A 26,543-nucleotide genomic window follows, 5' to 3' on the forward strand; every position below is an offset into this window, starting at 1 on the left:
AATGCCTTTTGTCTACAATCTGCGGGACAGTTAACCTGTCCCTTTTGTTGTTCTAATGGGGCGTTTCTGTTATGTAAAAGTATTGGAAAATTAAAGAGATTGGAAATTCCTAACGGGTTGCTTTGGTTTTCCTATAAATCTTCCGTTAACCCCTCCTTTAACTATCCTGCTTAAAGTTTGTCGAAAAAGCAAAGGGATCGCCGCAGCACTTCCCGATCTTCACCTCTTGAAACTGTTAGTTAAACAATTTCGTGTTCATGTTTTCTTAAAATGTTTATTTTCGAGGAAGAATAATCCTTACCTTACAGGAAATTCTAAGATTTAATTAGGAAAAATAAGGGGAATGTAAAATGGATCTACAAAAATAACTCCAGCAGAAATGACAAATTTATGGAATTCATATTTAATTAACACAATGACACAATGGGTTACAAGATATTTTATAGCGAATTGTCAGGATGAAGATTTACGTCCTATCCTTAAGTATGCGGAAGAGATGGCAATAACAGAAGTCCAAAAGTCTAGAACTTTCCTAGAAGAGGCAAATCATCCACTCCCTCAAAAGTTTGATGCTGAAGATGTGGATGTTAATGCTCCTGCTCTCTTCACAGACAAGTTTGTCCTCATTCTTAAAGGTGTGTTGTGTCAAGAGTCACTAGGTGTTTATTCACTTTCATTAAGCACTTCAACACGGACTGATATTCGTCAATTTTATGAAGATTGCCTAAAAAATGCTTCACAACTATTTAATAGGTTGGCTGACCTTATGATAAAAAAAGGGTTACACCATCCGGAAATACATATCCCTACTCCAGAACTTGTTGAAAAAGTTAGTAAGCAGAACTTTTTGGCTGGTTGGTTCACTGAACGTCGTCCACTAACATCTTATGAAATCACTCAATTAGTAGCCAACATTCGAATTAATGAAGTAACAAAAGAGTTTATGAGAGGTTTTGCTCAAGTCACTCGGTCAAACGAATTTAAAAATCACTTTCACCGTGGAGCAGAGATCAGGCAAAAGCATATTGAAATATTCCAATCAATTCTTCTTGCTAATGAATTACCTCAACTACCTACGTGGGAAAGCGAGGTTACTGACACAACCGTTCCTCCTTTTTCCGATAGACTAATGTTGTTTAAAATGACATTGCTAACAGGAGCAACGGCAGGACATTATGGAGTTTCACTTTCAAGTGTCCTAAGAAAAGATATTGGAGCTCACTATACACGTTTAATGGCAGAGGAATTACTATATGGTGAAGATTGTGTCAACTTAATGATTGAACATGAATTTTTGGACCAACTTCCAATGGCAAAGGAACGGAAATAAAGTCTTTTATTTGGAGATTATTAATGAAAATTATAAAGAACAATATATTTTAAAGTGTCATCTTTTCTATATATACAAGATGACACTTGATTTGTTTAACAGATAACGACCTACTTCCACTTTTAGAAATAACTTCTGTAATAATATAACATTACTCCAAGGGTAATGATGGTATAAGCCAGGGAGGTTAGGAAAACAACACTTGGTGAAAACTCATACTTTTGTTGATCAACTTTGACCCCAGTGGTGCCTTGAACTGTCATATCTAAATATCTTGAAGTGTGGCCGCCTTTTGAAGTAAAGAACCAAATAAAAACGGTAACTGCTAATCCAATAAAGAAGGAATAATCAATGAATTTTGTATGGGTATAATACGTTATGGCAAAACTCAATCCTGTTAAAACTAAAAACGTAATCACGATGGTAATTAGTCTTTTCATTATTTTTAACTCCCCTTTTAAAATAGTTATCTCTATATACGGATTTACCGCAAAAGGGTTCCAATTATTGGGTTTTTAATATTAGCTCTTTGTTCACAGAGGTACAGAACCATTTACCAGGCTTAACCAAAAAGAAGGACCCAATATGGTCCCCGTGATTACTCTTTTATCCCCAGCACACGAATCCGCTTATAATCCGCGATCCACTCACCGTTGCGGAATAAAACTTCTCTTAGGTTCTCTTCCACTCTTGTGATGATTAACTCTTTGGTTTCGCTTGTCACTCCTTCGAACATGCTTGTGGCGAACATCTCGATCCAGTTTCTTAAGCCTTGCTCTCCAGATAAAGGGGTCGGCCGATCAAAATGTTGGGCGTGGGTGACCCGAAATCCTACTTGTTCCATTATGGATGTGTATTCGGCAATGCTTGGGTAGTACCAAGGGAACTGCTCAGATTTATACGCAGTTCCGTGTTCGCCTAATTGGTTAATGATTGCATCGGTAATTTTCTGGACGTTGCCTTTCCCGCCGAATTCAGCGACAAATCTGCCCCCAGGTTTTAAGGCATTATAGATGGACTGTAGAGCCTGTTTTGGAGTTTTAATCCAATGAAGTGTAGCATTAGAGAAAACTGCATCAAACTCGTTGGTGTACCCCATGTTCACAGCGTCCTGTACCTTGAAGGTGAGACCCGGGTACTTTTTTTGGGCCTGCTGGATCATGTTTTCGGATTTATCAATCCCAATAATATCGACGCCTAGTTGATTCAGTTGGTTGGCTAGATCCCCTGTTCCGCAGCCAAGATCAAGAATCTTTTCACCTGACTGCGGTGCTAGCCATTGGACCAAATCCCCTCCAAATTGAGAAACAAAAGAATGCTTCGTATCATATAAACTTGCACACCAACTATCTTCCTTCACCCTATTAGCCATTTTCTCACAACCCCTTTTAGATACTCCATTTAATAATTATAACAAAGGGATGTGGAAAATACCCGTTTGATGTCCTCCGCAGGAGGACATGTGTCCATGGACGGTGCCTGACACCATTATTGTGACATTATTGTTTCTCGGAGGTTTTACTAATGAGAGACATGAGGATGCGCACGATTAAAAAGGTGGATGCGATGGATGCAAAGCTATGTAGTGAGGTCCAGGATTTTTTATATTTGATTAATTTTGTGTTTTTTTCGAGCCAAGATTCAACTAGTGTCGATGGTAGTGTAAATAATAGGCACTTGGCCAGAATTCCTATAATACCTGAATTTCTAGTTACTTGATTGAAATAAATGCAGCTGATTGGGAAAATGAGATAGCTAAATAAAACACTTATGTCAAAGCTTTTTGATAAGTTAACAGGGTATTTTAAATATCCTCTTTTTACTAATAAATTATCGAGAATGGTGGCAATATAGCTCTTCATTAAGAAAATAATCAGCCAGTCCTTTATAGGTGGCTTTCGAATTAAGTTAAAGAACGTACCAATCCCAAAAACAAATAAAAACCTTAAGATGTTTTTTTCAAACTGATTTCGCATTTTCTTCACCCCTCAAGCATGTCGCCTTAGTTTAACCAATAAAGCTGGAAAAAAAGTACTGCATTTATTATTGTTGCTTTAAGCTCTCTCCATTTACCGCCAGTGCAGCTTTCGCTTTGACACGGTAAATACAAGCATAGAAATAAGGCCAATCTCAGTAGCGAGATTGACCTGTCCACACCTGGCGGACGAATAGGTGCATTTGTCCACGAACGGTGCCTGACACCAAAGATGGATGACACCAATGATGGATGACATAAAAGATGTAACACCAATGATGGCACTAAAGATGGAACCAAAGGTAATTTTAAAAGTCAAAGTTGTCGGGGTCTGGGCCGACGCGGTGGTTTTGGTTTAGGTTGTTGATTTGGTGCATGTCTTCTTGTGTTAGCTCAAAGTCGAATACTTGTGAGTTTTCAATGATTCGGTGTTCTTTTGTTGATTTTGGGATGGTAACGATGCCGTTTTGCAGATCCCAGCGCAGGATGATTTGGGCGACTGATTTCTTGTATTTTACGGCGATTGCTGCCAATCCTTCATTGTCTAACAATTGGCCTTGCATTAATGGCGACCAGGCTTCCATCTGAATTCCCTGTTCACGGCAGAATGCTTGGACTTCATTTTGGGTTAAGCGCGGATGGTATTCGACTTGGTTTACCATTGGCTTAATTTCTGCATCTTTCATCAGGTCTTCAAGGTGGTGCACTTGGAAATTGCTTACCCCAATTGCACGTACACGCCCTTCTTTATAAAGCGTTTCTAATGCTCGCCACGCCTCCTTGTATTTCCCAGCCACAGGCCAATGAATCAGATAGAGGTCCAGGTACTCTAAACCTAGTTTATCTAGGCTTGTTTGATACGCTGCTAATGTGGATTCGTAGCCGAGGTCAGCATTCCAAACCTTGGATGTGACAAATAAATCTTCTCTAGCGATGCCTGATTCCTTAATCCCTTGTCCGACACCCTCTTCGTTTTCATAGATGGCCGCTGTATCAATGCTGCGGTAACCATGTTGGATCGCTGTTTTCACCGCGTTCACGAGCTCCGGTCCTTCCTCTACTTTAAAAACGCCAAGGCCGAACCAAGGCATTTTTACTCCGTTATTTAATGTAGTTGTACTTTGTAAGTTCATCTAATGTTCCTCCTCGAGATTTAAGTTGTTAATTTTAACCTAGCAAGATCGTTTTACATGTTCTGTTAGGATGTTTTCGTAGATTACAGCTTTTTACTACTTTTCAACGCCTTAGCCGCTTAAATTCAGTGTAAAATTACACCCCATCAACCGATTTTAAGATATATCAACGGAAAATTACCTTTTATCAGCGATAAATAAATTTTATCAGCGAAACTAAGTCATTAATCAGCGGAAACACGATTTTTTCAGCGAATCAATATTTTTGGTACGCGCTTTTAATTATTATTGCTTTAGCAAGCTTCTTCTGATAAAACTGGTTGGACTCTCCGCTCCAATGCTCGGCTCCATCCTGTTAGGATAGCCGCTGCGAGGACCATTATTGCTCCGATCCATGTGGTGTGGATGAGGCCAAGTGTGTCGGTGATGGTGCCGCCTAGGTAGGAACCGATGGCGATTCCGGCGTTGAAGGCGGCGATGTTGATGGCTGATGCGACATCGACGGCACTCGGGACGTAGCGCTCTGCAAGGATGACGACGTATACTTGCAGTCCTGGTACGTTCATAAAGGCGAGTAAGCCCATAAAGATAATCGTGATGAGGCCCGCGATCTTGAATTGTGCTGTGAACATCAAGACGAAAAGGACAACGGCCTGGACGATAAACATATAAAATAGGGATCCAATCGGATTGCGGTTCGAGAGCTTTCCGCCCACCATGTTGCCAATGGCGATCGCCAATCCGTAGGCGAGTAAAATTATTGCAATTGAGCCTTCTTTAAAGCCGGTTATTTCCTGTAGTAATGGTGACAAATAAGTAAAGACAACAAATGTGCCGCCATACCCCAGTGCCGTGATTGTGAATAGAAGTAAGAGCCGGCCATTGGTCAGGAGCTTGAACTGGTCTCGAACGCTGGTCTGGGTTCCTTTTTTCAAAAAAGAAGGAATGAGAATCCAGTTGGCGATGAAGCCGATGATGCCCACGGCGATGATGATGACGAAGGCTAGTCGCCAGCCATATTGTTGGCCAATGAATGTTCCGAATGGAACGCCCGTAACGGTGGCGACGGTGAGGCCGGAGAACATGATGGATATGGCACTGGCGCGGCGGTTGGCCGGGACGAGGTCGGCGGCGATGGTTGAGCCGATCGACATGAAGACGCCGTGCGACAGTGCGGAAATCACGCGAGCGACAAGTAGGACGCTGATGCTTGTTGCGCTTGCGGCGATGCTGTTACCGATGATGAAGACGATCATAATCCATAATAAAAGCGTTTTTCGTGACATTCTCGATGTCAGTGATGTTAGGACGGGTGCTCCGAATGTGACCCCGAGAGCGTATAGGGAGACGGTTAGTCCGGCCGTTGTGACGGGAATGTCTAAATCGTTGGCGATGAGCGGCAGCAGGCCGACGCTGATAAATTCGGTGGTTCCGATCGCGAAGGCGCTGACGGCTAGGGCCAGTAGTGCGAATGTGCTTTGTTGTTTATTTAAAGGCATGAATTTTCCTCCTCATTTGTGTTGGTTTATTTAAAAGGGTATGATTGTTTTCATCCGGCAAATGTTATTATGGGATATATGAGGAATATTAGGAAGTACGCACTTTAAAGTGATATAGGTACCTTTGGGTGCAGTAGGTACTTTTCGGTGCCTATCTGAATGAGGAGGAGTATGTGTGATGGAGAAGAAGAAATACAATATATCGGTGGAAGCGACGCTTGAGGTGATTGGGGGGAAATGGAAGTGTGTAATTCTCTGCCATTTGACGCATGGGAAAAAGCGGACGAGTGAATTGAAGCGGTTGATGCCGAATATTACGCAGAAGATGTTGACCCAGCAGCTGCGGGAGTTGGAGGAGGATGGCGTGATTAATCGGATTATTTATAATCAGATACCGCCTAAGGTTGAGTATGAGCTGAGTGAGTATGGCCAGAGCTTGGAGGGGATTCTGAATTCGCTTTGTACATGGGGCGAGAATCATATTACGAGGGTCTACGGAGATAAGTTTTCTGTCCTGGAGGAAAATGTATTGAATGATCATCTTAAATAGACGGTTTTTATTGGTGTCAGGCACCGTTTGTGATCTACGTCCACTGCCAATAGTATTTTCCAGTGTCAGGCACCATTTGTGATGCTCACCTTTTGCCCCATAATTCTTCACACTGGCCCCCAAGGGATTGTTCACCAGTTTCGTAACGATATAGAATGAAAGGAGCGTTAGTGATAATAAAATTAAAAAAGTCACTTTTTTCATTTTACGCTCCTTTTTTATAGGGATTTTTTACACTTATACCTGCTTTTTATGATTGTATAAATGGCCGGTCTTTTAGATGGTCGGTATGCTCCATCATGTAAATGTAAAACAGCTCGTAGCGGACCCATCGCAGTGGGAATTTAAAGGCAAGTTCGTTTTTCTTGTCGTAGACGAGAACGTGCTTTTTGTTGTATTCTACCTTTTTGATTTCGTGCATTCCGATCGCATGCTGTTTAGAACCGTCCTTCATCACTAGCTGCTGGCCGACGACCTGGATGGCTCTTTTCTTATTTTTTGTCAGTTCATATAGACACAGCGCGCCGCCGATCACGGTTAGTGCAATCAAGAAAGGAATCGAGTCTTCTGAAAATCCTCCGACCGCCTCTCTAATCCAGTTAACCACCGCGAGGCTGAGGAAGAACCAGGCACCTTTGCTGAGCCGTGGCGAACTTTCAAAATAGACACTGATTTCATGTTCTTGCTTTTCCTCTTCTCTTTTTTTGAAAAAAGCGGCTTTGTGTTCTTCGATGATGGCTGAATCCCATTCGACAAAATCAGTGTAGCTGCCATCCCATATTTCGGCCGTATCGTCGCCATCCTCGAGCGCATAGCCGCCTGCCCAGCCCGCATATCGGGTCCCGATATGCAAGAAACTCAGTAAGTAATAGCGGATCGGCTGCCCATAGGAGTTTTCTGTATCGATTTTATCGATGATCTGGATGTCTTCTGGAAAGCGGATGATTCCTTCTTCTTCCTCTGGAAGATTGATAATCGTCGAAAAAAGCCTAGATTTCGCCAAAAGGGGCTGCTTTCCTTCAGCGATCGGATACAGATGCTCTAGATTTCTTTCCTTCAACTCCCAATAAACGATTTCTGCACTTTCGATCTGATTTGCAGCCTCTACTAATGTTTTCTGATCATATGGAAGGTTTTTGGCGATAGATATGATCAGCGCTTCTGTTTTAATAGACGGATCACGGAAAGCCATTGCCTGCTCCAGCTCGGCGCCTATGTCAGATGAATAATAATATTCCATTAAGTTAATTAATAATCGCATTCTCGAACGAAGTGCAAAATAGCTAACCTTCCATGCAGAATACACATATTTGCTTGTAAAATCGGTATCATATTTCAAGTAAGCTTGTTTCTCTGCCTGATAATCTTCAAGCAGGATCGGGAGGATTACCTCTTTTTTATAGCCTTGCTCGAAGCCGGAAGAGTTTAGCGATAATAACAAATCATAGAGCATGAATTTATAGTGTTTGGTATTTAGATGCTCGAGTGTTTTATCAAGGATTCCTTTGATCAGCATCGGATACGCTTCAAGTTCTTTCACGGGAATAAAGAAATCCTCTGTCTGGATTAACCCGATTATTTTTTCCTCGAGGATGTAGAAAATCTCTTCGTCTTCTGTTGCTAGCAACATTACAATCGCCAGCTCTTTTGCCAGTAAATCGAAACCGTCGAAATGCTTTATGAGTCCCTCCACCACTTCCGGCATGGGAAAATCACAGACAAAGTCAATGAGATAAAAGGATGGGTTGTCCCAATTTTCCACACGCTCTGGAAAGTTGGATGCAGCCGTCTTGATCATATCCTTTAATACATCGATTTGAACCTCGAGTCCTTCTTGAAATTTATATTGAGCAAGCTGTTGTAGTGCCTCAAGTCTTTTTTGCGGACTTTGGCTTTTTACCTGTTTTAAAATCGAACGCAGCTTTAATTCAATCATCGATCCCCATCCCTTATCTCATTCTTCTAATTTATGACATTATGAATTTATTTTATTTCATAACAAGCAAATCAGCAATGAGGACATGGGTCATGAGGTGCTTAAAAAAGGAAAATGATCCAAAATTGTGTCAAAAAAAAGACCTAACAGTGGAATGTTAGGTCTTCTTGGATGGCTGAAGTGATTGCCGGGATTAGTTTAGGACGACAACTTTCACGGTCCTTCTGCCCCATTGTAATGCTTTTGCTCTATTTGGCACTAATACGTCGATTTTATGGCCCTTAATCGCGCCGCCGGTGTCACCTGCGATGGCAACGCCATAACCTTCTACCCAGACTTTTTTACCAAGTGGAATGACTCTAGGGTCGACGGCAATCAATTTCATATTCGGATTATTACGAATGTTGTAGCCGAGTGCGGTAATGGAACCGGACTCTTCCGGGCTGTATGCTGTTGCTGTAACATACATCTCCTTGCTACTTATTGTTGCTGCTGCTGTTGGTGTGATGTTTTCTGATGATGATGGCGCTGCTTTTGTTGTTTTTGCAGTTGTACGTGCTTTGGCCTCATCTTGTTCTTTTTTGATTTTCGCTTGAATATCCTTCATTTGTGACTCAACGCCGGCTTTTTCCTGTTCGGCTAGCGCCATTTGTTTAAGGATTTGACTGTATTTTTGTTGCATAACGGTTAAGGTTTGTTGTCGTTTTTGCATGTTTTGATCAAGTAGAGCTTGTTGATTCGCAAGTTCCTCTTGGTCTTTTAATAAAATTTGTTCTTGTCTATCAATCTCTTTTTTATCATTTTCAATCTGTTGAAGGTCTTCCTTCTGGGATCCTAAGATATCTTTATCCGCATCCATCAGGGCCGAAACGGCGCTCGCACGTTGGATAAATTCTGAGATACTATCAGACTCGAAGAATAGATTGATCATCACATTGACGTTATCATTTTGTTGAAGTGCGACGGCCCGCTGCTTCATAATCCCTTTACGTGCAAGGATTTTATCTTCTAGGACGACGATTTCTTGTTTCTTTTGTTCAATGAGTTGATTTGTTGCGTCTATTTTTTGCTGCGTTTTTGCCATTGTTTCTTTGTTTTTTGTAATATCGCTGTAAAGAGAGTTCAATTCTTGTTGAATTTTTTCTATCTCTTGATTAACAGTTTGCTTTTCTTGGGCTTTTTGCTCTACTATTCTTTGTTTCTGCTCCAGCTGTTGCTTGGCATTATGTAGGGCTTCACTGCTTGTTTGTGCATATGTAACCATAGACCCCGTTACTGATAGCATGATTGTAAGTAACACGAGAATGATACGCTTTTTTGTCGTTTGCATACGCTTTCTCCTCTCCTTAGTACTCTATTTATACCAGATGAATGTACCAGTAATGTTACAAAAAGATTAAAAGTACATCACTTTTTGTCATATTACACGTAAAAGTGTCAATTCTGTGTCATAACAGTGTCCTCTTTTTGCGGTGGAATGTCAGTTGTGGGTGGGGGTTCTTGGCGGTGGAAAATTATTGGTGTCAGGCACCAAGGTTGGTGTCGGGCACCAGAGTAGTCAGTTACCTGAGCCAGGCTGGACGACTGGCTTTTTAGTGGTCAAACGTAAAAAAGGTCCCGAATAAATCTTCGGAACCTTTTCTATGCTGCCAGTGCATTTTCCACTCTTCTCCGTTCGTTTTCGCGCACCTCATATTAAAAACCTTATCTATCGTTCTTCCCCCTTTAACTCCCTGCTCTCCACGCGAATGGATGCTTTTCTCGCTCCTTTAAGTCTACTTTTACTATTCGGAAATACGGCTAAAAAGGAAACCTTGTTATCTTCTTTTATAGCAAAATGATTGAGGAGCTCGAACACTTCTTTTTCTGTTAGATCGATGTCTTCATTTACAATTTGTAGCGAATGACGGTGACGGTGGTAGCTGATTTGAATATTTGAATTATTGATTTGGATGGGAATGATTGCTTTTTTATAAAATGGGATAGATTGGTATGGAATATCTCCTGTTGTATGGGGCGACTGGGTAGAAAGTTGTAATGCATCGAAAAAACTGGGTTTACTTTTGATTTCAACTTTTTGGTTACTGTTTTGCTCACCAATAAATATAATTAAGTTTTTTTCCACAAATATAAATACCTCCCAATATTACAATTATTTACACCACCTATCATTATTCGACGATAATTTCCAATTTCCTTTATTGCGATTTTCCGTCAGCCCATATTTTGTCGACATCGTGCATTTTTTTCACAAAAATGATTGTGCATAATTCACACATTCAAACTTAATGTTCTGTTTTCCCGTTAAGTTAAAACCATGAATTGTTTTAATGGCGGTGAATTAAATGTCTTTATCGGGAAAATTAAGGAAATTGCGCGACAACCGAAACTGGTCCCAGCAAACGCTTGCCGACATGATGAGGATGGATCGGTCCACAGTAAGTCGCTACGAAACGGGTAGAAGTATTCCCAACTATCAGACGGTGGTTCGATTTGCGGAAATTTATCAGGTCGATAAGGAATATTTGGTGGAGGAGCTCGATCAGCTGCTGCCTAAAACGGAGGGGTCTGGATTCATCGCGAAGGAAACCAGCGACGATCACGATCTGCTCATTATTAACCAGTTTCTTCAGAAAGAACCTGATTTTAAAATGGCCTTATTAGAGCTTTATCTCATGCCGCCCAAACGGAAAGCTTTTTATATTGATTCATTTATCAGCCAGATTAAGGTGAGTAGGCATCATAAGGATAAGTTTTAAGAAGAAGGTTTTCCTGTTTAAGCAGTTTACAATCGTATAAACATCAAAGAAGCCGCTGACGAGTTCAGCGGCTTCTTTTTAAAAAAAACAGGGGGGTTTTTTACATAGTTTATCCTGATTAATTATTTTTATACCTGTAGACAACAAAAAAATTCCGGCAATTACCTGCCGGAAAAATGGGGATGAAACACGGAGCTGTTTTTGATTTTCTATATAGATAGTCGTTGCGGGGATATTTTTTTAAAAATTTTCGCCTGGCAGCTTGAACATGATGCAACCAAGGCGTATTTTTTTGAATATCACTCAAGAACGAAAAGGAATGTTTTGTGAAGAATCGTGTGGATGTGAGGAGTAAATTCTGATGAGGTTGTCTCTTTCCTTGATTTCATGTTGTTGTTCCTTAATGGCCCATTCTAATTGGCAGACGCGCCTTTGGAGGCTGTCGACGTTTTTGTTGGCATTTCCCACCATCTTAATTAAGCTTTCCAGTAATTGCTCGAGGTTGCTGGCCATTTCATTGTTAGACCCCAATCGTCATTTCCTCCTTTTTTGGCTCAGGCGCTGCTTCATGCGGCTTCGAGCTTAGGAAGCGGACTGTTTCGGCGATCACCTCGGTCACATACACCCTTTTCCCCTCTTTGTTATCGTAGTTCCGGGTTTGCAATCTCCCGGTGATCCCAACGACTGAACCTTTACGGCAATACTTGCATGTATTTTCTGCCGCTTTCCGCCAAAGTGTGCATTGAACGAAATCTGCTTCAATTTCGCCGTTTTGATTGCGATAGTGGCGAGTCACTGCTAAAGTGATATGAGACACATGTGTCCCTTCTGTTGTCTCTTTTAATTCCGGGTCCCGCGTCAACCTGCCAACCAATGTGACTTGATTGATCATTTTTTCATCTCCTTTTTGTTTGATGATCCTAGCATAGCCCGTTGGACTGATGGTTGTAAAACAAGGAAAAGGAAGTTATCGAGGCTGATTCTTGCAGGATAATCGGTTTTTCTCGGGGGTTTTTGTCAAAAAGGAAGGGCCTTTTTTGCAGGAAAACTGATCTTTGAAATTTCGACAAATATTATTCGACATTTGCTTTAAGCGAACCTATGTTATAATTTAGGAAAAAGAAATCAGGAGGTTGTGATGAAATCTTTTAAATTGTACTCATTAGATGTGGTCGAAAATGATGCTTCAGTTGAAGTTCCGTTGGTGGATGGCTTGATTCTTAATAAGGAAGACGAGCGCTCGACATGGCTGCTTGAGGCGTATACAGATTTGTCCCTCTATGATTATTTCAAAAAAATTTCCGAGCAAGACCGCGACCTTATTGTCGAAGCTGTCATCACCAAGAAGGATAATGCGCCTGCTTATTTTCAAACAAAAATTTGTTCATTGACTAAATTCGAAAAGCATATCAGCGTTTTGTTCGAAGGCAGCATTCGCCGCAACAAAAGCGATTACTCCGAACTACTGCTCGAAAGTCTCCTCCAAAAAGGGCTTGAGGGTCCCGCGCTGCTTACTGAATTTAGGGATAAAATAAAAAGCAAACCGAAACTAAAAGTGAAAAACGAAATAAAATAAAAACAAAGGGACAGGCAGATGCCAGTCCCTTTTTGTTACTTATTCATCTTTATTGTCTCTGTCATTTCTGTCAATATCATCTTCGATTATTTCTTCCTTTTTGGTGTTGCTATCCTTAATTGGATCTTTGTCAGTATCGGTATTTTTGTCCTCTGCCGGTGAATAGTGGTTGTCGTTGTCGTTTAAGTCAAGATTGTCGTTTAAGTTATTGTTGTCATTTAAGCGATTGATGTCGTTTAAGCGATTGTTGTTAATATTGTCATTATTATTTCGGTTGTTATCTGCTGGATTATTTACAGCCGGTGGTGGTGGATTTTGGTCATCATTATCATTATTACAGCCTGTTAACACGCCAGCAGATAAGATCGAACCTGCGAGCAAAAGAAATAACTTTTTTTTCAAAATCATGTACCCCTTCCAAACATATCTTTTATTGGTCTTGTTTTTAGGGTTCCCGACGTTTTTCAAATGATAGCAAGCATTTTTTTACAAAAATGTTTTCAAGGTAATTGCTGCTTCTATGTTTTTGCGCGCCTACATAATAGCATATGAAAAAGCGACCAGAATCCTCCGGCCGCTTTCATTTGGTTATTCCTTTTTCTCGCCTAAGGCAAATGTGATTTCCGCTTCGCAGGCAATTTCACCGTCAACAGTCGCAACAGCTTTCCCTTTGCCGATTGGTCCGCGCAAGCGCACGATTTCCACTTCTAGTCGAAGCTGGTCGCCTGGCTTGACTTGCTTTTTAAAACGACAGCCATCAATTCCCGCAAAAAAGGCTAAGCGGCCGCGGTTTTCTTCTTTTTTCAACATAGCGACAGCGCCAACCTGTGCCAGTGCTTCCACGATTAACACACCAGGCATCACTGGATAATCTGGGAAATGACCGTTGAAAAATTCTTCATTGGCGCTGACGTTTTTAATCCCAACAGCGCTTTTTCCTTCTTCGACTTCTAAAATTCGATCGACTAACAAAAATGGGTAGCGGTGTGGAATGATTTCTTTGATTTGTTCGATATCGAGCATTATTTAGTACCTCCTACTAGTAACAAGTGTCTATTTCCTATTCTACTACTTAAGGTATACAAAAAGGAAGGGATTTACGTCCCTTCCTCCATTTATTTTCCTTTTTGAACTAAATCAATAATATGTGTCCAAGTGGATTCTTGGAAAACTTCTGCCACTTTTCCGCCGCCAAGCATGCCGTAACCAACAACAGCGCCTGCCGTCACACAGAAAATGGCCATTACTAGTAATAGAACGAGCCGCAGCCAAATCGGAATGAGCCGTATTCTGATCCGTTGGTACGAAACAGGTGCTGTCTCCGCATTCTTACCCGCGCTGTTCGTGTTGTTTGACTCCTTTGACCTAGGGGCCTCATGAGTTGAGCTGGTTTTCGTTTCTTTGACCCCTTGCGTCTCGCTTTTCTGACGCGGCTGTTTGGTTTTTGCCTGTTGACCCGCATCCTGAGTTTTTCTTGCGACATTCAGGGCTGGTTTTTTTAAACCCTTTAGTCTACCTGCTACATTCTTGGCTAGTATCTCTATAATCTTTGTTGGCGCTTGTTTCTCTACGACCTTCGTTTGTTGTGCTTCGTCCCTAGCCTGTTTCTCTGCGTCCTTTATTTGCCGGCCTTCGTCCTTGGCCGGTTTCTCTGCGTCCTTTATTTTCCGCACCTCGTCCTTGGCCGGTTTCTTCGCGTCCTTTATCTGTCGCGCCTCATCCTTTGCCTGTTTCTCTACTTCCTTTATTTGCCGCGCTTCGTCCTTGGCCTGCTTCTCTGCGTCCTTTATCTGCAGCGCCTCGTCCTTCGCCTGCTTCTCTGCGTCCTTTTTCCGTTGCAGCTCTTCGGCTTTAGCGCGCTTATAATCTTCTCTCGTGCTATATTGTTCATGGTTTGAATTATTTACTGACATTCCTTAATTCCCCTTTAACTGAAGCCCGTCCATTTATTTTTATCTGGCATGGCTGTCCCCGGATTCAGTGAGTTAGTACATATTATAACCATTAATTGTGTTCAACTCATGTTGCTGAGTCATTCAATTTATAATTTTAAAAAAATAATTTTTCCAATTCATTACCTCTATTATAAAAAATAAATTGAAAATACTCATCAACTTTTTACAGGAAATAGTCAATAAACGTAGAAATAGCTCAATTTTTGTCGCTTTCTTTGGTTTTTAAGGTGTATTATTGCAAAATTATTCCTCCGAACCCAAATAAAAAAGCCCAATGATCGAGGCTTGTCCTGCCTGCTTCATTAGACTTTTTGTATCCAAGGTATGATGTCATACAACAGTAAACCTGAAAGGGCCATAGTGATTAATTGTTTATCCAATTTCTACTCGCAGGCAAAGGACAATTTTTCAAAAAATCATCCAAACTTCCGATTTGGAATCTTGTCGATGTTATCTAGCATAATTCCTGTTCCAATTGCCACACAATCCATTGGATTTTCTGCGACAAGGACTGGAACCTTTAATTCGTCCGCTAGAAGCATGTCGATGCCGTGCAGCAATGCTCCGCCGCCCGTTAAAATCACACCGCGGTCAATGATGTCAGCCGATAGCTCCGGCGGTGTGCGCTCAAGAACGCTTTTTGCAGCCTGAACGATCACGGCCACTGATTCACGCAAGGAGCCTTCGATTTCTTCCGAACGAACAGAGATGGTACGCGGCAGGCCGCTAACCATGTCACGGCCGCGGATTTCCATTTCTTCCGAGCGTGATCCTGGGAAAACTGTCCCGATGTTGATTTTAATATTTTCAGCTGTGCGCTCACCGATTAACAGTTTGTACTCGCGCTTGATGTAGTTGAGGATTTCCATGTCGAACTTGTCGCCGGCCATTTTGATGGAGGAGGAAGTCACGATATCGCCCATTGAAAGAACAGCCACATCCGTCGTTCCTCCACCGATGTCCACTACCATGTTTCCGCTCGGTTGGAAAATGTCCATTCCCGCACCAATTGCAGCTACCTTTGGTTCTTCTTCTAAGTAAATCTTTTTCCCGCCGCTTTTTTCAGCAGCTTCTTTGATTGCCTTTTGCTCAACGCTTGTAATATTCGTTGGGCAGCAAATCAGAATGCGCGGCTTCGATAGAAAGCCTTTTACATTTAACTTATTAATAAAATGCTTTAACATTGCTTCTGTCACATCAAAGTCAGCGATCACGCCATCTTTTAATGGGCGGATCGCTACAATGTTCCCAGGTGTCCGACCAACCATGCGGCGGGCTTCTTCACCAACAGCAAGTACGCGATTTGTATTTTTGTCAATTGCCACTACGGACGGCTCATTTAATACGATTCCACGGCCCTTGACGTGAATTAACACGTTAGCCGTTCCTAGATCAATCCCAATATCTCTTGCAAACATTCTCTTTTCTTTCCTCCTTAAAACGGTATCCACATACTTTTCCTAATTGTATATTGTACCATACTCATTAAAATTTCCATACTTTTAGAAAAGAAAAGATGGTATATTTTGCTGAAGGATGTCGAGTTAAGGAATTCTAGAGAATGCCCTTGAAATATTTTGTTTTCTCAGCTTGAATGATTCGGAAATTGAGGTCTATTTTACAGCTTCGCCTTCCTTTTCTTCTTTTTGATATTTCATTTTCGTTGCCTCTCCCCCCCGGAGATGACGGATCGATTTATGATAATCTAGAATTCCTTTAACCTCATTTGCCAGCTCTGGATTAATCTCAGGAAGCCTCTCAGTTAGATCCTTATGGACTGTACTTTTGGATACGCCAAACTCCTTCGCAATCACGCGAACCGTTTTCCTCGTCTCCACGATATACTTTCCAATCTTGATAGTTCTCTCTTTGATGTAATCGTGCACACTCTCGCCCTCCCTAAATTGGATGTGAGAAGTGTGAAATGAGACCCGCTTATCACTTCGACGAATTCTGCTTCCGTTTTGGTGTCTGTTTTGGTGTCATCAATTTTAGTGTCATGGTGGTGTCATATTTGGTGCCATTTTGGTGTCACCATTTGGTGCTATTATTTGGTGTTACCATTTTGGTGTCAGGCACCATTAAAAGACATTTGTCCACCAGTAGAGGACACTTCTGTTGATGAGTGTCAGGCACCAGACGGCAGAAAGTAATTTACCTTCTGACTATACGATGAATAATCATGTCCCCGACTGAATATCCGCTAATTTCAAACGACTCTTCACCTCAAACACTCTCTTTGTAAAGGTTTGTAATCATTTTATTAGCTTGGATACGGGATTATGCTATAAATACTCAATCTGGACAAGATGTTATTCCAAAGTTTTTTGAAAATTGGACTTCTTACTTATTTTCGACAATCGTGGAGAATCGTCCAGAATCGCATGATATAAGGGTTTTGGGCTAGAAATATCACGCTCTCAGCATTTATTTCCCGAGAAATTTGTCGAGAGAAAATTATTCAAATATGGCGATAATTATTGGAATGAGGAGAGAATTTAGGTTTCGAAAGCCCGTACCTGATATGATTTGGGGCAATTTTTTACAAAAAGGATTGTTCAATTTATTATATTTTTGATACCTTTTTGATATGTACTTTTCGAAAGGATGATCACGATGACACCTTTTACGGAAAATGTAGTAGAAATTATTCGCAGTATCCCTGAAGGTAAGGTTGCGACTTATGGTCAGATCGCTGGGCTCGCTGGAAGCCCCCGTGCTGCCCGCCAAGTTGTCCGCGCCCTCCATTCCATGAGCAAGAAGCACCGCCTCCCCTGGCACCGCGTCATCAACGCTAAGGGGCAAATCGCCCTCCTAGATGACGAGTCCTACAATGAGCAAAGGCTGTCGTTAGAGGCAGAAGGCGTGGAGATCGGTCTAAACGGGGTCATTGATCTGGAGCGGTATCAGTGGAAGCCACAATGATACTCGCCAGGGAGGGAAATTGCCTCCCTGGCATCATCCGCTGAAAAATGGATATTGAGTTGGACAGTAAAGTCGAGAAAGTGGACAGTAAATCTCAATCCCCGACAGTAAATTGCCCCAAGTGGACAGTAAAATGATTACACCATCTAAAATGGGTAAATATTAAGTTCCCCTAATTAGGGGAATTAAGTTTTTTCCTTAAATAAATTACCTGAGCAAGAAGTTGCCTGGCTTTTTAGCTTGTTTTGAGGCGGATAAGTGGAGTTGGACAGTAAAGTCAGGAAAGTGGACAGTAAGTGTTTGAAACTCGACAGTAAAAACTTGAAAAGTCGACAGTAAATCTCTAAACCTTGACAGTAAATGGCTCAAAGTGGACAGTAAAACCCTAACCGGACAATATATGGAACCAAGTGGACAGTAAATCCTCAAACCCCGACAGTAAATGGCCAAAACTGGACAGTAAAACCCTAACCCAACAGTAAATAGGACTCCCCGCAATCAGCCCCACATAAAAATGACCTCAAAACAAAGAAAAACACCTAGCCCCCTAGGTGTTATCCCAAATCTATTTAAAAGTCCACATGGTGGTGCCTGACACCAACCGATCCATCCTCCATTTACCGCACCAACTCAAATACCTTCTTCACTTTCTTCACGGGCACCAGCGAACCGCCCCGGCCCTGGACGTTCTCGACCATCATCGCCACCATCAAACTCGGAGACTCTGTGTTGTAACCAATAAACCAGCCATTTTCCGTGCCTGTTTCGCCCTGTTTCTGTTTTATCTCCGCCGTCCCCGTTTTACCAGCCAACGGATACCCCAATATTTCGGCAGCATGGGCCGTTCCGCCAGTGTCACCAACGACCTTCCGTAAATCTGACGCAATGACGCCGGCGTGTTCAGGCGAAACTACCGCCTCTTTCAGCACCTGCCCCTGCTGCTCATCCGCCAAAAGAATCGGTCTGATCATATTGCCATTATTCACAAACGGCGTATACGTCGAAAGCAAATGAACGATACTCATCTGAATCTGCCCTTGGCCATAACCAGAATCGGCCAGTGCAATATCCCGATCCAATGCACCAATCGTTGATTTTTCAAGCGGGAATGGGAACGCCAAATCTTCCTCAAAGCCAAATTTCTTCAGCCCATCCGCAAACACATCTTTCCCCGTTTTCAACGCCGCCTGAGCAAAATAAATATTATCGGAGAACACCAATGCTTTTTCAAGATTAATCGGGCTGCCGCCATGGACACGCGTCACAAAATAGCCGCCCCACGATTTATCCTTTTGCCACTTCGACCCTAGAATCGGCACCGCCAGCTCCGGCGTAATCGCCCCGCTCGACAAAGCCACCCCCGCCGTAATCGGCTTCATGACCGAACCCGGTGCATAGGCCTGTTTAAACCGCGTGGAGAGCGGCTGTAGCTTATTATCCTGCAGCGCCTTCCATTCAGCCGCCGAGAAGCCAAGCATCGCTTGATTCGGGTCAAACGAAGGCGTGCTGACAAGCGCCAGCGTTTCCCCCGTCACAGGGTTTATGGCCGCACCCGTGCCGGCTTCCTTGCCAAGTTCATTAAAAATAGCCGCCTGAACATCTGCATCGATCGTCAACTTAACATTCTTTCCATCCTCGACCGGTTTTTCAGCAAGCACCTCGGCTTCACCATTTTTCTTTTTAATCGTAATCTTCACGCCGGGCTTACCCTTTAACTGCTCGTCATACACTTGCTCGAGCCCTCTTTTTCCAATCATATCACTACTCGTGTACCCTTTATCCTTCAACTTTTCCAACTCATCCGCCGTAATCGCACCCACATAACCAATCAGCTGCGCCGCAGCCTGATCATACGGATAAATCCGTGCCTCCACCTTCCTCGTCTGCACTGGCTCTAGCGCAATCAACTGGGCAATCCGCTCCTCATCCTGCATCGACACCCGCTTCAACGGCACAAACAACTCCGGCTTAACCCAACTCGCCGTAATCGCCTTCTTGATTTGGTCTGGACTCATTTTTAACAGCGAGGCTAACGGTTCCAACACTTGGTCCGTCACCTTCCCCGCAACCACGCCAACCTCATACACCTGGCCATTCACCGCCAGCCCGATGTTATTGCGATCAAGAATCTCCCCTCTTTGCGGCGCATCCGTACTAATCCCGATCTTATCGCCTTCCTGCAATTTTGGAAAAATGAACTCAGTATTCCAGTCTACATACCAATTCTTCTTGTCGTCTCTTTCTTCTTTTTGCAACTTAGCTTCCTGAGTGAATTGAATAGCTCCAGCGATGCTATTCATTTTCGCGTTAAAAGAATATTGGGCTTGTTCTTTGTCTGCCTGCTTATCCTCTTTCGGTTCTTTGAAGTCAATCTTGAGGTCAGTAATCTGAAGGTCTTTGTAGATTTTATGATAGCGGTTCGTAAATTCTTCTTTAGTGATTTTTTTCTGGGCATCCGTTGAAAGATAATCATACATCTGATCAAACTTCTGCTCATTCCACAAAGCTATGTACTTAGAAAATCGATCCTGTGGCGTCGGTTCTTTGCTACAGCCAGCGACTAGTAGAATCAGAAGCATGGCTGCTATTATTTTTCTCAATGTAATCCCTCCTTTTATTACCATTTTAACACATATGCTAGAAACACCTTTTAAATTTTCCTCAACAAAAAATCCAGTTTTGACTTACTCACTGGATTTCGGTCTCGTTATATATATTTGGTATCCATAAAGAACTAGAGCAAAGCTAAGCGTAGTATATAAAAGCTGTTTGGGTGTAATGCTGACCAATTTATAAACGTTCAACTTTTGAAAAAGCCAATTGAAATTCTTTATCCAAGTTAGTATTTCTGCCTTTATGCCATTTAATTCCTTACAAGCCATCTAAACGAAAAAAAGAGGAAAGAATTCCCCTTCCCCTTTGTACTGATTATGAGTTTGTATGTTCTGTAGAAGTAGATTCTTCGTCCACATTTGTTTCTTGGTCGGAAGAGTTTGCTGGGTCTTCAATCTTTTGTTGTTCTTCCTTCATTTGTGGAGTCTCTACTGATTCGCTTGCTTTATCATTCGAAAGTTCTGCTTCCTGTAACGTGCTTAACGATTTGTTAAAATAGTTAGTGGGATTTACAGCAATTCCATCTTTACGAATTTCAAAATGTACATGTGTTCCAGCTTTTTCATTGAACAAGCTTTGTCCAGCCGTGGCAAGAACTTGTCCCTGTTTTACTTCGTCGCCAACCTTGATCTTTATGTCTTTTACGGATTGATATTGTGTTACAATACCTTTGTCGTGTTCCACTTCAATGACATTCCCAAGGACTGCATCTTCATCAACTCGTGTGACCGTACCGCTTAATGCTGCAACGACATTAAAGGACTCATCATCTTTCATGGTAACGTCGATTCCAGTGTTTGGCTGGTAGGTATTATTATAAAATACCAAAGCCGCTTCCTGGTCTTCTGTTTTTCCATTGAAATCATAGAATTTCGTTTTAACGACTGCTGCGTCTGCATTTTCCACTGGCATTTTGAAGTTTTCAAGTGTTTTGCTAACTTCAATCGCTGGTTCTTGGTTCTTTTTACCGGCAATATCAGTGGATTTGTAATCGTATTTGTCTGTCGCACTGTTGCTCGATTGATACCATAGTACTGCGGTCAGAATGAGTGCTGCACTTGCAATATAGATGGCTGGAAATACCCAACGCTTTTTGAAAAAGCGTTTTACGCTGGAACTTTGAGAAGATCGTTTGTTTTCTTCCTCTCTCATTTTCATCACCTCAGCAATCATTCTGAACAGATAAGTAGAATTATATACACGAGCGAAAAAAATTTTTTGAACTTATTTTTTAACAGTGTTTATGTTTTTATGCATGAAGGGTGAAAAATTATTTTAAAAATGTTTTTACGATATAGGAGGAAATTTTCATGAAAATCATAAAATGGGTGTTGCGGGTGCTCCCGTTTGCCTATATGGCGGCCATTTGGATTATGTCGAGTCTGCCAGCGGATCATTTTGTAAAGCTGCCCGATTCCCAAATCGACCACTTTATAAAGGAATCGTTGCATTTAATAGAGTTCGCGATTTTGTATGTTTTGCTCGTGCTAGCGATGTTAACCCGCCGCGCTGCCGTCACACCGGCGTTGAATATAGCCTGTGCATACTTCGCAGCCCTTTACGGCATCAGCGACGAAATCCACCAATCATTCTATTCCTATCGCTCTTCCTCGCTCTTTGACCTTGTAAAAGACTTCACAGGGATCTTGGTTAGCTTTTATTTTATCAGAGGGGCATTGTTTAAAGGGAAGTTTCCGCGGCTTAGGAAGGTGCTGGGGCGTGTGTAGCGACTGCAACTTTTGCGGTGGTTATTTTTGATTGTTTGGTGGGTGATGATAGACCCGGTTTCTATATGTTCCTGTAAAAGGTAAGTTCATGGAAGTTAAGAATTTACTTGCGGTACTAGTCGAACCAATTTGAAGGAGCTCCCGCAGCTCCGCATTCGTGATTGAAGGCTTTACCAGCAGAAAATAATCGTTGATTGTTGGTATATGGGCGGTTTTGGATTTCAGTTTACATTTTGGACAGCACCATGTTCCATAGTGTAAGTTCATAGGTACATAGCTACATATGGGACATTTTACGCCCGGGAGGAGTTCTGATGGAGATAGGTTGAATTGTTTAAGAATATCTGGATTTTCGGGAGTGTGTTTTGCGAGGAGAAGCCGTTTTATTCTTTTCATCTCTTTACTATCTAATTTCTCCTCCTTATTAAAATTTGCTATTTGATCTATTTTGTCTATTAAATCCTCGCTATTGCAAATATGCCGAGTGATCTGTTCGTTTCCCGAGGATGACGTGATCGTGGTTTTTTCATTACTGTTTACAACAAGATAATGGATTGGTATTGCTGTACAATTATGCTCTTTTAGCCATCCTTTCAGTTTCTTCGCCTGGAGCTTTGCTTGTAATACAGGGTTTTTGATTCTTTCCTCATTCCCGTTCTTTTTACAAGTAGTCTGGTTAAAGTCTTTTTCAAATTTCAACTCCCCGCTAATATTTTTCACTTCAAGAACTAAGGCAAATGCTGAACAAAGGATTAGGTAATCAATTTGAAAATAGTAACCTTGATATAATAGTCGTATACCATGGAAAATGTAGTATTTTTCATCGGGAAGCATGCTTAGGTGAAAGACTAGGGACTTTTCCCCCCGATAGCCAGCCATCCTACTTTTATATTCCGCCACTACTTCAGGATAAATCGGATGGTTGTATGGCAGCCTCCCACCTTGAAGAAGAATTTCTAGTTTCTGGATTCTTAATGACATCGTGCACTCTTTACAAAACAAATGCATCATTCCTTTCCTTTTTTTCTATACTTCTTTTCTTCCTCCGCAAATTCCTGCAAAAATCGACACTACTTTGGAAATTATTTCTTCCCGTTTCTATGAAAAACTGGTTTACTGTCCACTTTGAAAAGGTTACTATCCGGTTCCGAGGATTTACTGTCCAGTTTTCTTATTTTACTTTCCACTTTCGTTGGTTTACTGTCCACTTTCCCACTTTTACTGTCGAACCACATCAAAACCACATAAATTTCTAATTTTCCCATCTAACCCAAGCTCCTTTATTTAGAAGGAGCACTATTTTTGGCTATTTTCCTTTGCCTGGATTCTATTTAATTACACTTTTTAGAAAGAGCTTTCAATTACTGTCCACTTTGAACAGTTTACTGTCCGGTTCCAAGGATTTACTGTCGACTTTCTAACCTTTACTGTCCGGTTCCAGAAATTTACTGTCCACTTTTCCTCTTTTACTGTCGAACCACATCAAAACCACATAAATTTCTAATTTTCCCATCTAACCCAAGCTCCTTTATTTAGAAGGAGCACTATTTTTGGCTATTTTCCTTTGCATGGATTCTATTTAATTACACTTTTTAGAAAGAACTTTCGATTACTGTCCACTTTGAACAGTTTACTGTCCGGTTCCAAGGATTTACTGTCGACTTTCTAACCTTTACTGTCCACCTCCCAAGGTTTACTGTCCACTTTCCCACTTTTACTGTCGATCCCACCCTACTTCAACTCCTCCCACCTAAAATCTATCAAAAAAAGCCAGGCATCTCTCCCGCCTGGCTCCCCACTTATTCATTTCTTCGCAGTAACCGTATCTAGCAATTGATCCGCCGACGTAATCTCCACTCCTTGATAATAATGCTTCACAATTTCCTTATAATTCTTACCTTCCATTGCCATTCCGTTAGCCCCGTATTGGCTCATTCCGACGCCATGACCGAATCCCTTGGTGGTAATCACAATATTATCGCCCTTACGCTTCCAGGCAAAGTCAGATGACCGCAGATTCAGTTTATCGCGGATATCGCGCCCGCTCAAAACCTTTCCATTAAAGTCAACCTTGCCGACACGTTTCCCCTCTGTCCGATCGACAATTTTTCCAATCGTTGACCCCGAACCGAGCTTCACTCCAAGCCGCGCTTCAAACTGATGAACCGTCATGACCTTTTGACTGTTAAATTTCGGGGAATTTTTATCCCATGGACTGGATACACTTCTTAAGTATGGGATGTTGCCTGCCCAATAATCTTCCGAGTTTTCCGTATATCCATTACTCGTGGAGAAGAACAATGCATCAATTGGCTCGCCATCATAGGCCAAAATTTGCCCAGCCGTTGCCCGAACAGCGTTTAAAATCTTCTTCCTTTTCGCGTCGTACTCCATTCCCCATTCCCTTCTTAGTTCATCATCATTCATGTAAACCTGATGGATTTGGGTGTCCGTTACCTGTGCACCTTTAGGGACGCCGAGCGTATCCTTACTTAGTAACCTTTTCACGATATATGTTCTCGCTGTTAGTGCCTGGGCCTTCAGGGCTTCTTCCTTAAACTCTGTCGGCATCTCAGCTGCTACCACACCAACGAGGTAATCTTCTAATGGTACATTCTCAATTTGGGATTTTGAGGTACGAAACACCGCAACTTCGACGGCAGGATCAGAAGAAGTGGGCACCGCTTTGGTTTCCTTGGCCGGGGTCTTGGTTAAATCCTCCCCTAACTTTCCACTCGCCCGATGCTCATCCGAGAACGGTAACACAAGCACTGCGGGAATGATTAATGTCAAGGCAATGAGGACTGCTGCTAGTACGACGAAAGGTTTGATTTTTATCATGATAGTGCCTCCAGTTTGCAAATTCACAACCCCGCCGGATGCACAGGCGGGTTGCGTCTCAATTAATACATATGGAGGCGGACAAGCATTTATTACGGATTTTTTATATAAATAATGAAACGGGTTTAGGCACCGCCGTGGACAAATGTCTTTTATTGGTGTCAGGCACCACTCAAACACAAATGTCCTTCTATGGTGTCAGGCACCGAAGAAACACAAATGTCCACACCACACGTACATGCACACCACACGCAACACACGCACTCACGCGCCACGATTCCCGGAAAATTCAAAAAGGCCCTGATTCTACATCAGGGCCCGTTGTTTTGCGTTTGCTTTTATTGGCTGTAGGAATTTGGTTAAGCGTCGGCTAACAACTCCGATACAAGTTACACGATCTAAGATCCAAACTAAGCGTTCATGTCCGATACGTAGTCTTGGACTTCTGTGAATATTTCGTCTGCTTCAGTAACACGCTCGATGTCGGCGCCTAGGCTTGCTAGCTTGCCGTGGAAGTCCACGTAGCCGCGATCTAAGTGTTTCAACTCGGTCACGCGTGTCATGCCTTCAGAAACTAAACCAGTCAAAATTAATGCGGCAGCGGCACGTAGATCTGTTGCAGATACTTCCGCACCTTGTAAATTGGAAGAACCATTTAAAATAACAGAACGGCCTTCAATTTTGATGTCGGCATTCATGCGGCGGAATTCCTCAACATGCATAAAACGGTTTTCGAACACAGTTTCTGTAATCATCGAGGTGCCGTTTGCGCGAAGCAATAAAGCCATCATTTGTGATTGCATATCGGTTGGGAAACCTGGATGCGGCATCGTTTTGATGTCAACAGCCTTCAAACGATCGGTTCCGATGACACGAACGCCATCTTCTTCCTCACGGATTGTGATACCCATTTCAACCATTTTTGCAATCAAAGAAGATAAATGTTCAGGAACTGCGCCCTTTACCAATACATTTCCGCCAGTGATTGCGGCAGCCACCATAAAGGTTCCCGCTTCGATTCGGTCAGGAATAATATGGTGTTCTGCGCCAAATAACACGTCCACACCTTCAATACGAAGGGTCCCAGTGCCAGCGCCGCGAACCTTAGCGCCCATACTATTCAAGAAGTTTGCAAGGTCAACGATTTCTGGTTCTTTTGCCACGTTCTCAATAATGGTCGTACCAACCGCAAGAGTTGCAGCCATCATAATGTTTTCGGTAGCCCCAACACTTGGGAAATCCAAATAAATCTTTGCACCTTTTAAGCGGCCATTTACTTCCGCTTCAATAAAACCGTTTCCTACCTTCACTGACGCTCCCATGGCTTCAAAGCCTTTGAGATGCTGATCGATAGGACGGGATCCAATAGCACAGCCACCCGGCAGGGCCACACGTGCACGGCCATTTCGAGCGAGTAATGATCCCATGACAAGCACAGACGCGCGCATCTTTCGAACATATTCGAATGGCGCCTCATCCTTTAACACTCTGGATGCATCTACTACGACTGTATTGTTTTCAAACGATACTTCAGCGTTTAAGTTGCGTAAAACTTCATTAATTGTGTATACATCGGAGAGTGTAGGTACATCACGAATTACACTTTTTCCGTCACTTGCTAATAATGTTGCAGCGAGTACAGGCAAGACAGCATTTTTTGCGCCTTCTACTTTAACAGTTCCATCAAGCCTTTTTCCGCCGCGGACGATAATCTTTTCCAAGAG

At 42.3% G+C, this 26,543-nt stretch carries 29 protein-coding genes; 8 read left to right on the top strand and 21 right to left on the bottom strand.

The window, feature by feature from the left end:
* Positions 1-364 precede the first annotated feature (364 nt).
* Positions 365-1,330 (top strand): DUF3231 family protein, encoded by a 966-nt coding sequence (locus J7E66_RS32675; RefSeq protein WP_308162582.1) that lies wholly within the window; start codon positions 365-367, stop codon positions 1,328-1,330.
* Between the two features lie 122 nt (positions 1,331-1,452).
* On the opposite strand, the gene J7E66_RS24810 is transcribed toward J7E66_RS32675, so the two are convergent.
* The 5 genes from J7E66_RS24810 to J7E66_RS24830 form a co-directional block, all read right to left on the bottom strand.
* Entirely contained in the window at positions 1,453-1,770 is a 318-nt protein-coding gene (locus J7E66_RS24810) for a hypothetical protein (protein ID WP_215004823.1), read from the bottom strand.
* Between the two features lie 158 nt (positions 1,771-1,928).
* Positions 1,929-2,702 carry a class I SAM-dependent methyltransferase gene (locus J7E66_RS24815; protein WP_215004826.1) on the bottom strand — a complete coding sequence of 258 codons (774 nt, stop codon included), beginning with the start codon at positions 2,700-2,702 and terminating at the stop codon, positions 1,929-1,931.
* 127 nt (positions 2,703-2,829) lie between these two features.
* Positions 2,830-3,306 carry a CBO0543 family protein gene (locus tag J7E66_RS24820; RefSeq protein WP_215004828.1) on the bottom strand — a complete coding sequence of 159 codons (477 nt, stop codon included), beginning with the start codon at positions 3,304-3,306 and terminating at the stop codon, positions 2,830-2,832.
* 307 nt (positions 3,307-3,613) lie between these two features.
* A complete protein-coding gene (locus J7E66_RS24825) occupies positions 3,614-4,438 on the bottom strand; it encodes an aldo/keto reductase (RefSeq protein ID WP_215004831.1) in 825 nt (274 codons plus the stop codon).
* Between the two features lie 293 nt (positions 4,439-4,731).
* Positions 4,732-5,937, bottom strand: coding sequence for an MFS transporter (locus J7E66_RS24830; protein WP_215004834.1), 1,206 nt, complete (start codon positions 5,935-5,937; stop codon positions 4,732-4,734).
* A gap of 178 nt (positions 5,938-6,115) precedes the next feature.
* On the opposite strand from J7E66_RS24830, the gene J7E66_RS24835 reads away from it, so the two are divergent.
* Positions 6,116-6,487 (top strand): winged helix-turn-helix transcriptional regulator, encoded by a 372-nt coding sequence (locus J7E66_RS24835; RefSeq protein WP_215004837.1) that lies wholly within the window; start codon positions 6,116-6,118, stop codon positions 6,485-6,487.
* Positions 6,488-6,737: 250 nt separating this feature from the next.
* On the opposite strand, the gene J7E66_RS24840 is transcribed toward J7E66_RS24835, so the two are convergent.
* Positions 6,738-8,423: a hypothetical protein gene (locus J7E66_RS24840; protein WP_215004840.1), complete on the bottom strand. Its 1,686-nt coding sequence runs from the start codon at positions 8,421-8,423 to the stop codon at positions 6,738-6,740.
* 193 nt (positions 8,424-8,616) lie between these two features.
* Positions 8,617-9,753 (bottom strand): 3D domain-containing protein, encoded by a 1,137-nt coding sequence (locus tag J7E66_RS24845; protein WP_215004842.1) that lies wholly within the window; start codon positions 9,751-9,753, stop codon positions 8,617-8,619.
* Between the two features lie 154 nt (positions 9,754-9,907).
* Between J7E66_RS24845 and J7E66_RS24850 the strand changes: the two genes are divergently transcribed.
* Entirely contained in the window at positions 9,908-10,048 is a 141-nt protein-coding gene (locus tag J7E66_RS24850) for a hypothetical protein (protein WP_215004845.1), read from the top strand.
* Between the two features lie 83 nt (positions 10,049-10,131).
* Here the strand turns inward: J7E66_RS24850 and J7E66_RS24855 are convergent, their stop codons facing one another.
* Positions 10,132-10,548 carry a hypothetical protein gene (locus J7E66_RS24855; protein ID WP_215004848.1) on the bottom strand — a complete coding sequence of 139 codons (417 nt, stop codon included), beginning with the start codon at positions 10,546-10,548 and terminating at the stop codon, positions 10,132-10,134.
* A gap of 220 nt (positions 10,549-10,768) precedes the next feature.
* Between J7E66_RS24855 and J7E66_RS24860 the strand changes: the two genes are divergently transcribed.
* Entirely contained in the window at positions 10,769-11,182 is a 414-nt protein-coding gene (locus J7E66_RS24860) for a helix-turn-helix domain-containing protein (protein ID WP_215004851.1), read from the top strand.
* Between the two features lie 303 nt (positions 11,183-11,485).
* Here the strand turns inward: J7E66_RS24860 and J7E66_RS24865 are convergent, their stop codons facing one another.
* Positions 11,486-11,713 (bottom strand): hypothetical protein, encoded by a 228-nt coding sequence (locus tag J7E66_RS24865; RefSeq protein WP_215004854.1) that lies wholly within the window; start codon positions 11,711-11,713, stop codon positions 11,486-11,488.
* On the bottom strand, positions 11,703-12,074 hold the full coding sequence (ssb, locus tag J7E66_RS24870) for a single-stranded DNA-binding protein (RefSeq protein WP_215004857.1): 372 nt from the start codon (positions 12,072-12,074) through the stop codon (positions 11,703-11,705). Before ssb ends, J7E66_RS24865 begins: the two co-directional genes overlap by 11 nt.
* A 246-nt stretch (positions 12,075-12,320) precedes the next feature.
* On the opposite strand from ssb, the gene J7E66_RS24875 reads away from it, so the two are divergent.
* The gene (locus J7E66_RS24875) at positions 12,321-12,758 is read left to right on the top strand and encodes a YwpF family protein (protein ID WP_168241238.1); all 438 of its coding nucleotides are present in this window, start codon (positions 12,321-12,323) and stop codon (positions 12,756-12,758) included.
* A 39-nt stretch (positions 12,759-12,797) separates the two neighbouring features.
* On the opposite strand, the gene J7E66_RS24880 is transcribed toward J7E66_RS24875, so the two are convergent.
* The 5 genes from J7E66_RS24880 to spoIIID all read right to left on the bottom strand — a co-directional run bounded on the left by J7E66_RS24880 (position 12,798) and on the right by spoIIID (position 16,599).
* On the bottom strand, positions 12,798-13,160 hold the full coding sequence (locus tag J7E66_RS24880; RefSeq protein ID WP_251033126.1) for a hypothetical protein: 363 nt from the start codon (positions 13,158-13,160) through the stop codon (positions 12,798-12,800).
* A 186-nt stretch (positions 13,161-13,346) separates the two neighbouring features.
* Positions 13,347-13,781 carry a 3-hydroxyacyl-ACP dehydratase FabZ gene (gene fabZ, locus J7E66_RS24885; RefSeq protein WP_168241240.1) on the bottom strand — a complete coding sequence of 145 codons (435 nt, stop codon included), beginning with the start codon at positions 13,779-13,781 and terminating at the stop codon, positions 13,347-13,349.
* 92 nt (positions 13,782-13,873) lie between these two features.
* Entirely contained in the window at positions 13,874-14,671 is a 798-nt protein-coding gene (locus J7E66_RS24890; protein WP_215004860.1) for a DNA-directed RNA polymerase subunit beta, read from the bottom strand.
* Positions 14,672-15,129: 458 nt separating this feature from the next.
* Positions 15,130-16,131 (bottom strand): rod shape-determining protein, encoded by a 1,002-nt coding sequence (mreB, locus tag J7E66_RS24895; RefSeq protein ID WP_088090147.1) that lies wholly within the window; start codon positions 16,129-16,131, stop codon positions 15,130-15,132.
* A gap of 195 nt (positions 16,132-16,326) precedes the next feature.
* A complete protein-coding gene (gene spoIIID / locus J7E66_RS24900) occupies positions 16,327-16,599 on the bottom strand; it encodes a sporulation transcriptional regulator SpoIIID (RefSeq protein ID WP_026568271.1) in 273 nt (90 codons plus the stop codon).
* A gap of 93 nt (positions 16,600-16,692) precedes the next feature.
* Between spoIIID and J7E66_RS24905 the strand changes: the two genes are divergently transcribed.
* Both J7E66_RS24905 and J7E66_RS24910 read left to right on the top strand, forming a co-directional pair.
* Positions 16,693-16,866, top strand: coding sequence for a hypothetical protein (locus J7E66_RS24905; protein WP_215004863.1), 174 nt, complete (start codon positions 16,693-16,695; stop codon positions 16,864-16,866).
* 463 nt (positions 16,867-17,329) lie between these two features.
* On the top strand, positions 17,330-17,638 hold the full coding sequence (locus J7E66_RS24910; protein ID WP_215004866.1) for an MGMT family protein: 309 nt from the start codon (positions 17,330-17,332) through the stop codon (positions 17,636-17,638).
* Between the two features lie 617 nt (positions 17,639-18,255).
* Here J7E66_RS24910 and J7E66_RS24915 read toward each other — a convergent pair.
* The gene (locus tag J7E66_RS24915) at positions 18,256-20,238 is read right to left on the bottom strand and encodes a penicillin-binding transpeptidase domain-containing protein (RefSeq protein ID WP_215004869.1); all 1,983 of its coding nucleotides are present in this window, start codon (positions 20,236-20,238) and stop codon (positions 18,256-18,258) included.
* Positions 20,239-20,566: 328 nt separating this feature from the next.
* A complete protein-coding gene (gene spoIIQ, locus J7E66_RS24920) occupies positions 20,567-21,403 on the bottom strand; it encodes a stage II sporulation protein SpoIIQ (RefSeq protein ID WP_215004873.1) in 837 nt (278 codons plus the stop codon).
* Positions 21,404-21,561: 158 nt separating this feature from the next.
* On the opposite strand from spoIIQ, the gene J7E66_RS24925 reads away from it, so the two are divergent.
* Positions 21,562-21,978, top strand: coding sequence for a VanZ family protein (locus J7E66_RS24925; RefSeq protein ID WP_215004876.1), 417 nt, complete (start codon positions 21,562-21,564; stop codon positions 21,976-21,978).
* 21 nt (positions 21,979-21,999) lie between these two features.
* Here the strand turns inward: J7E66_RS24925 and J7E66_RS24930 are convergent, their stop codons facing one another.
* From J7E66_RS24930 to murA, 4 genes are all read right to left on the bottom strand, one after another.
* Positions 22,000-22,959, bottom strand: a complete 960-nt coding sequence (locus J7E66_RS24930; protein WP_215004878.1) for a nuclease-related domain-containing protein — start codon at positions 22,957-22,959, stop codon at positions 22,000-22,002.
* A gap of 101 nt (positions 22,960-23,060) precedes the next feature.
* Positions 23,061-23,243 (bottom strand): hypothetical protein, encoded by a 183-nt coding sequence (locus J7E66_RS24935; RefSeq protein WP_215004880.1) that lies wholly within the window; start codon positions 23,241-23,243, stop codon positions 23,061-23,063.
* Positions 23,244-23,781: 538 nt separating this feature from the next.
* Positions 23,782-24,819, bottom strand: a complete 1,038-nt coding sequence (spoIID, locus tag J7E66_RS24940; protein WP_215004882.1) for a stage II sporulation protein D — start codon at positions 24,817-24,819, stop codon at positions 23,782-23,784.
* 410 nt (positions 24,820-25,229) lie between these two features.
* On the bottom strand, positions 25,230-26,540 hold the full coding sequence (murA, locus tag J7E66_RS24945; RefSeq protein ID WP_215004884.1) for a UDP-N-acetylglucosamine 1-carboxyvinyltransferase: 1,311 nt from the start codon (positions 26,538-26,540) through the stop codon (positions 25,230-25,232).
* Between the last annotated feature and the right edge of the window lie 3 nt (positions 26,541-26,543).

The sequence above is a fragment of the Bacillus sp. ISL-7 genome (genome assembly GCF_018613065.1).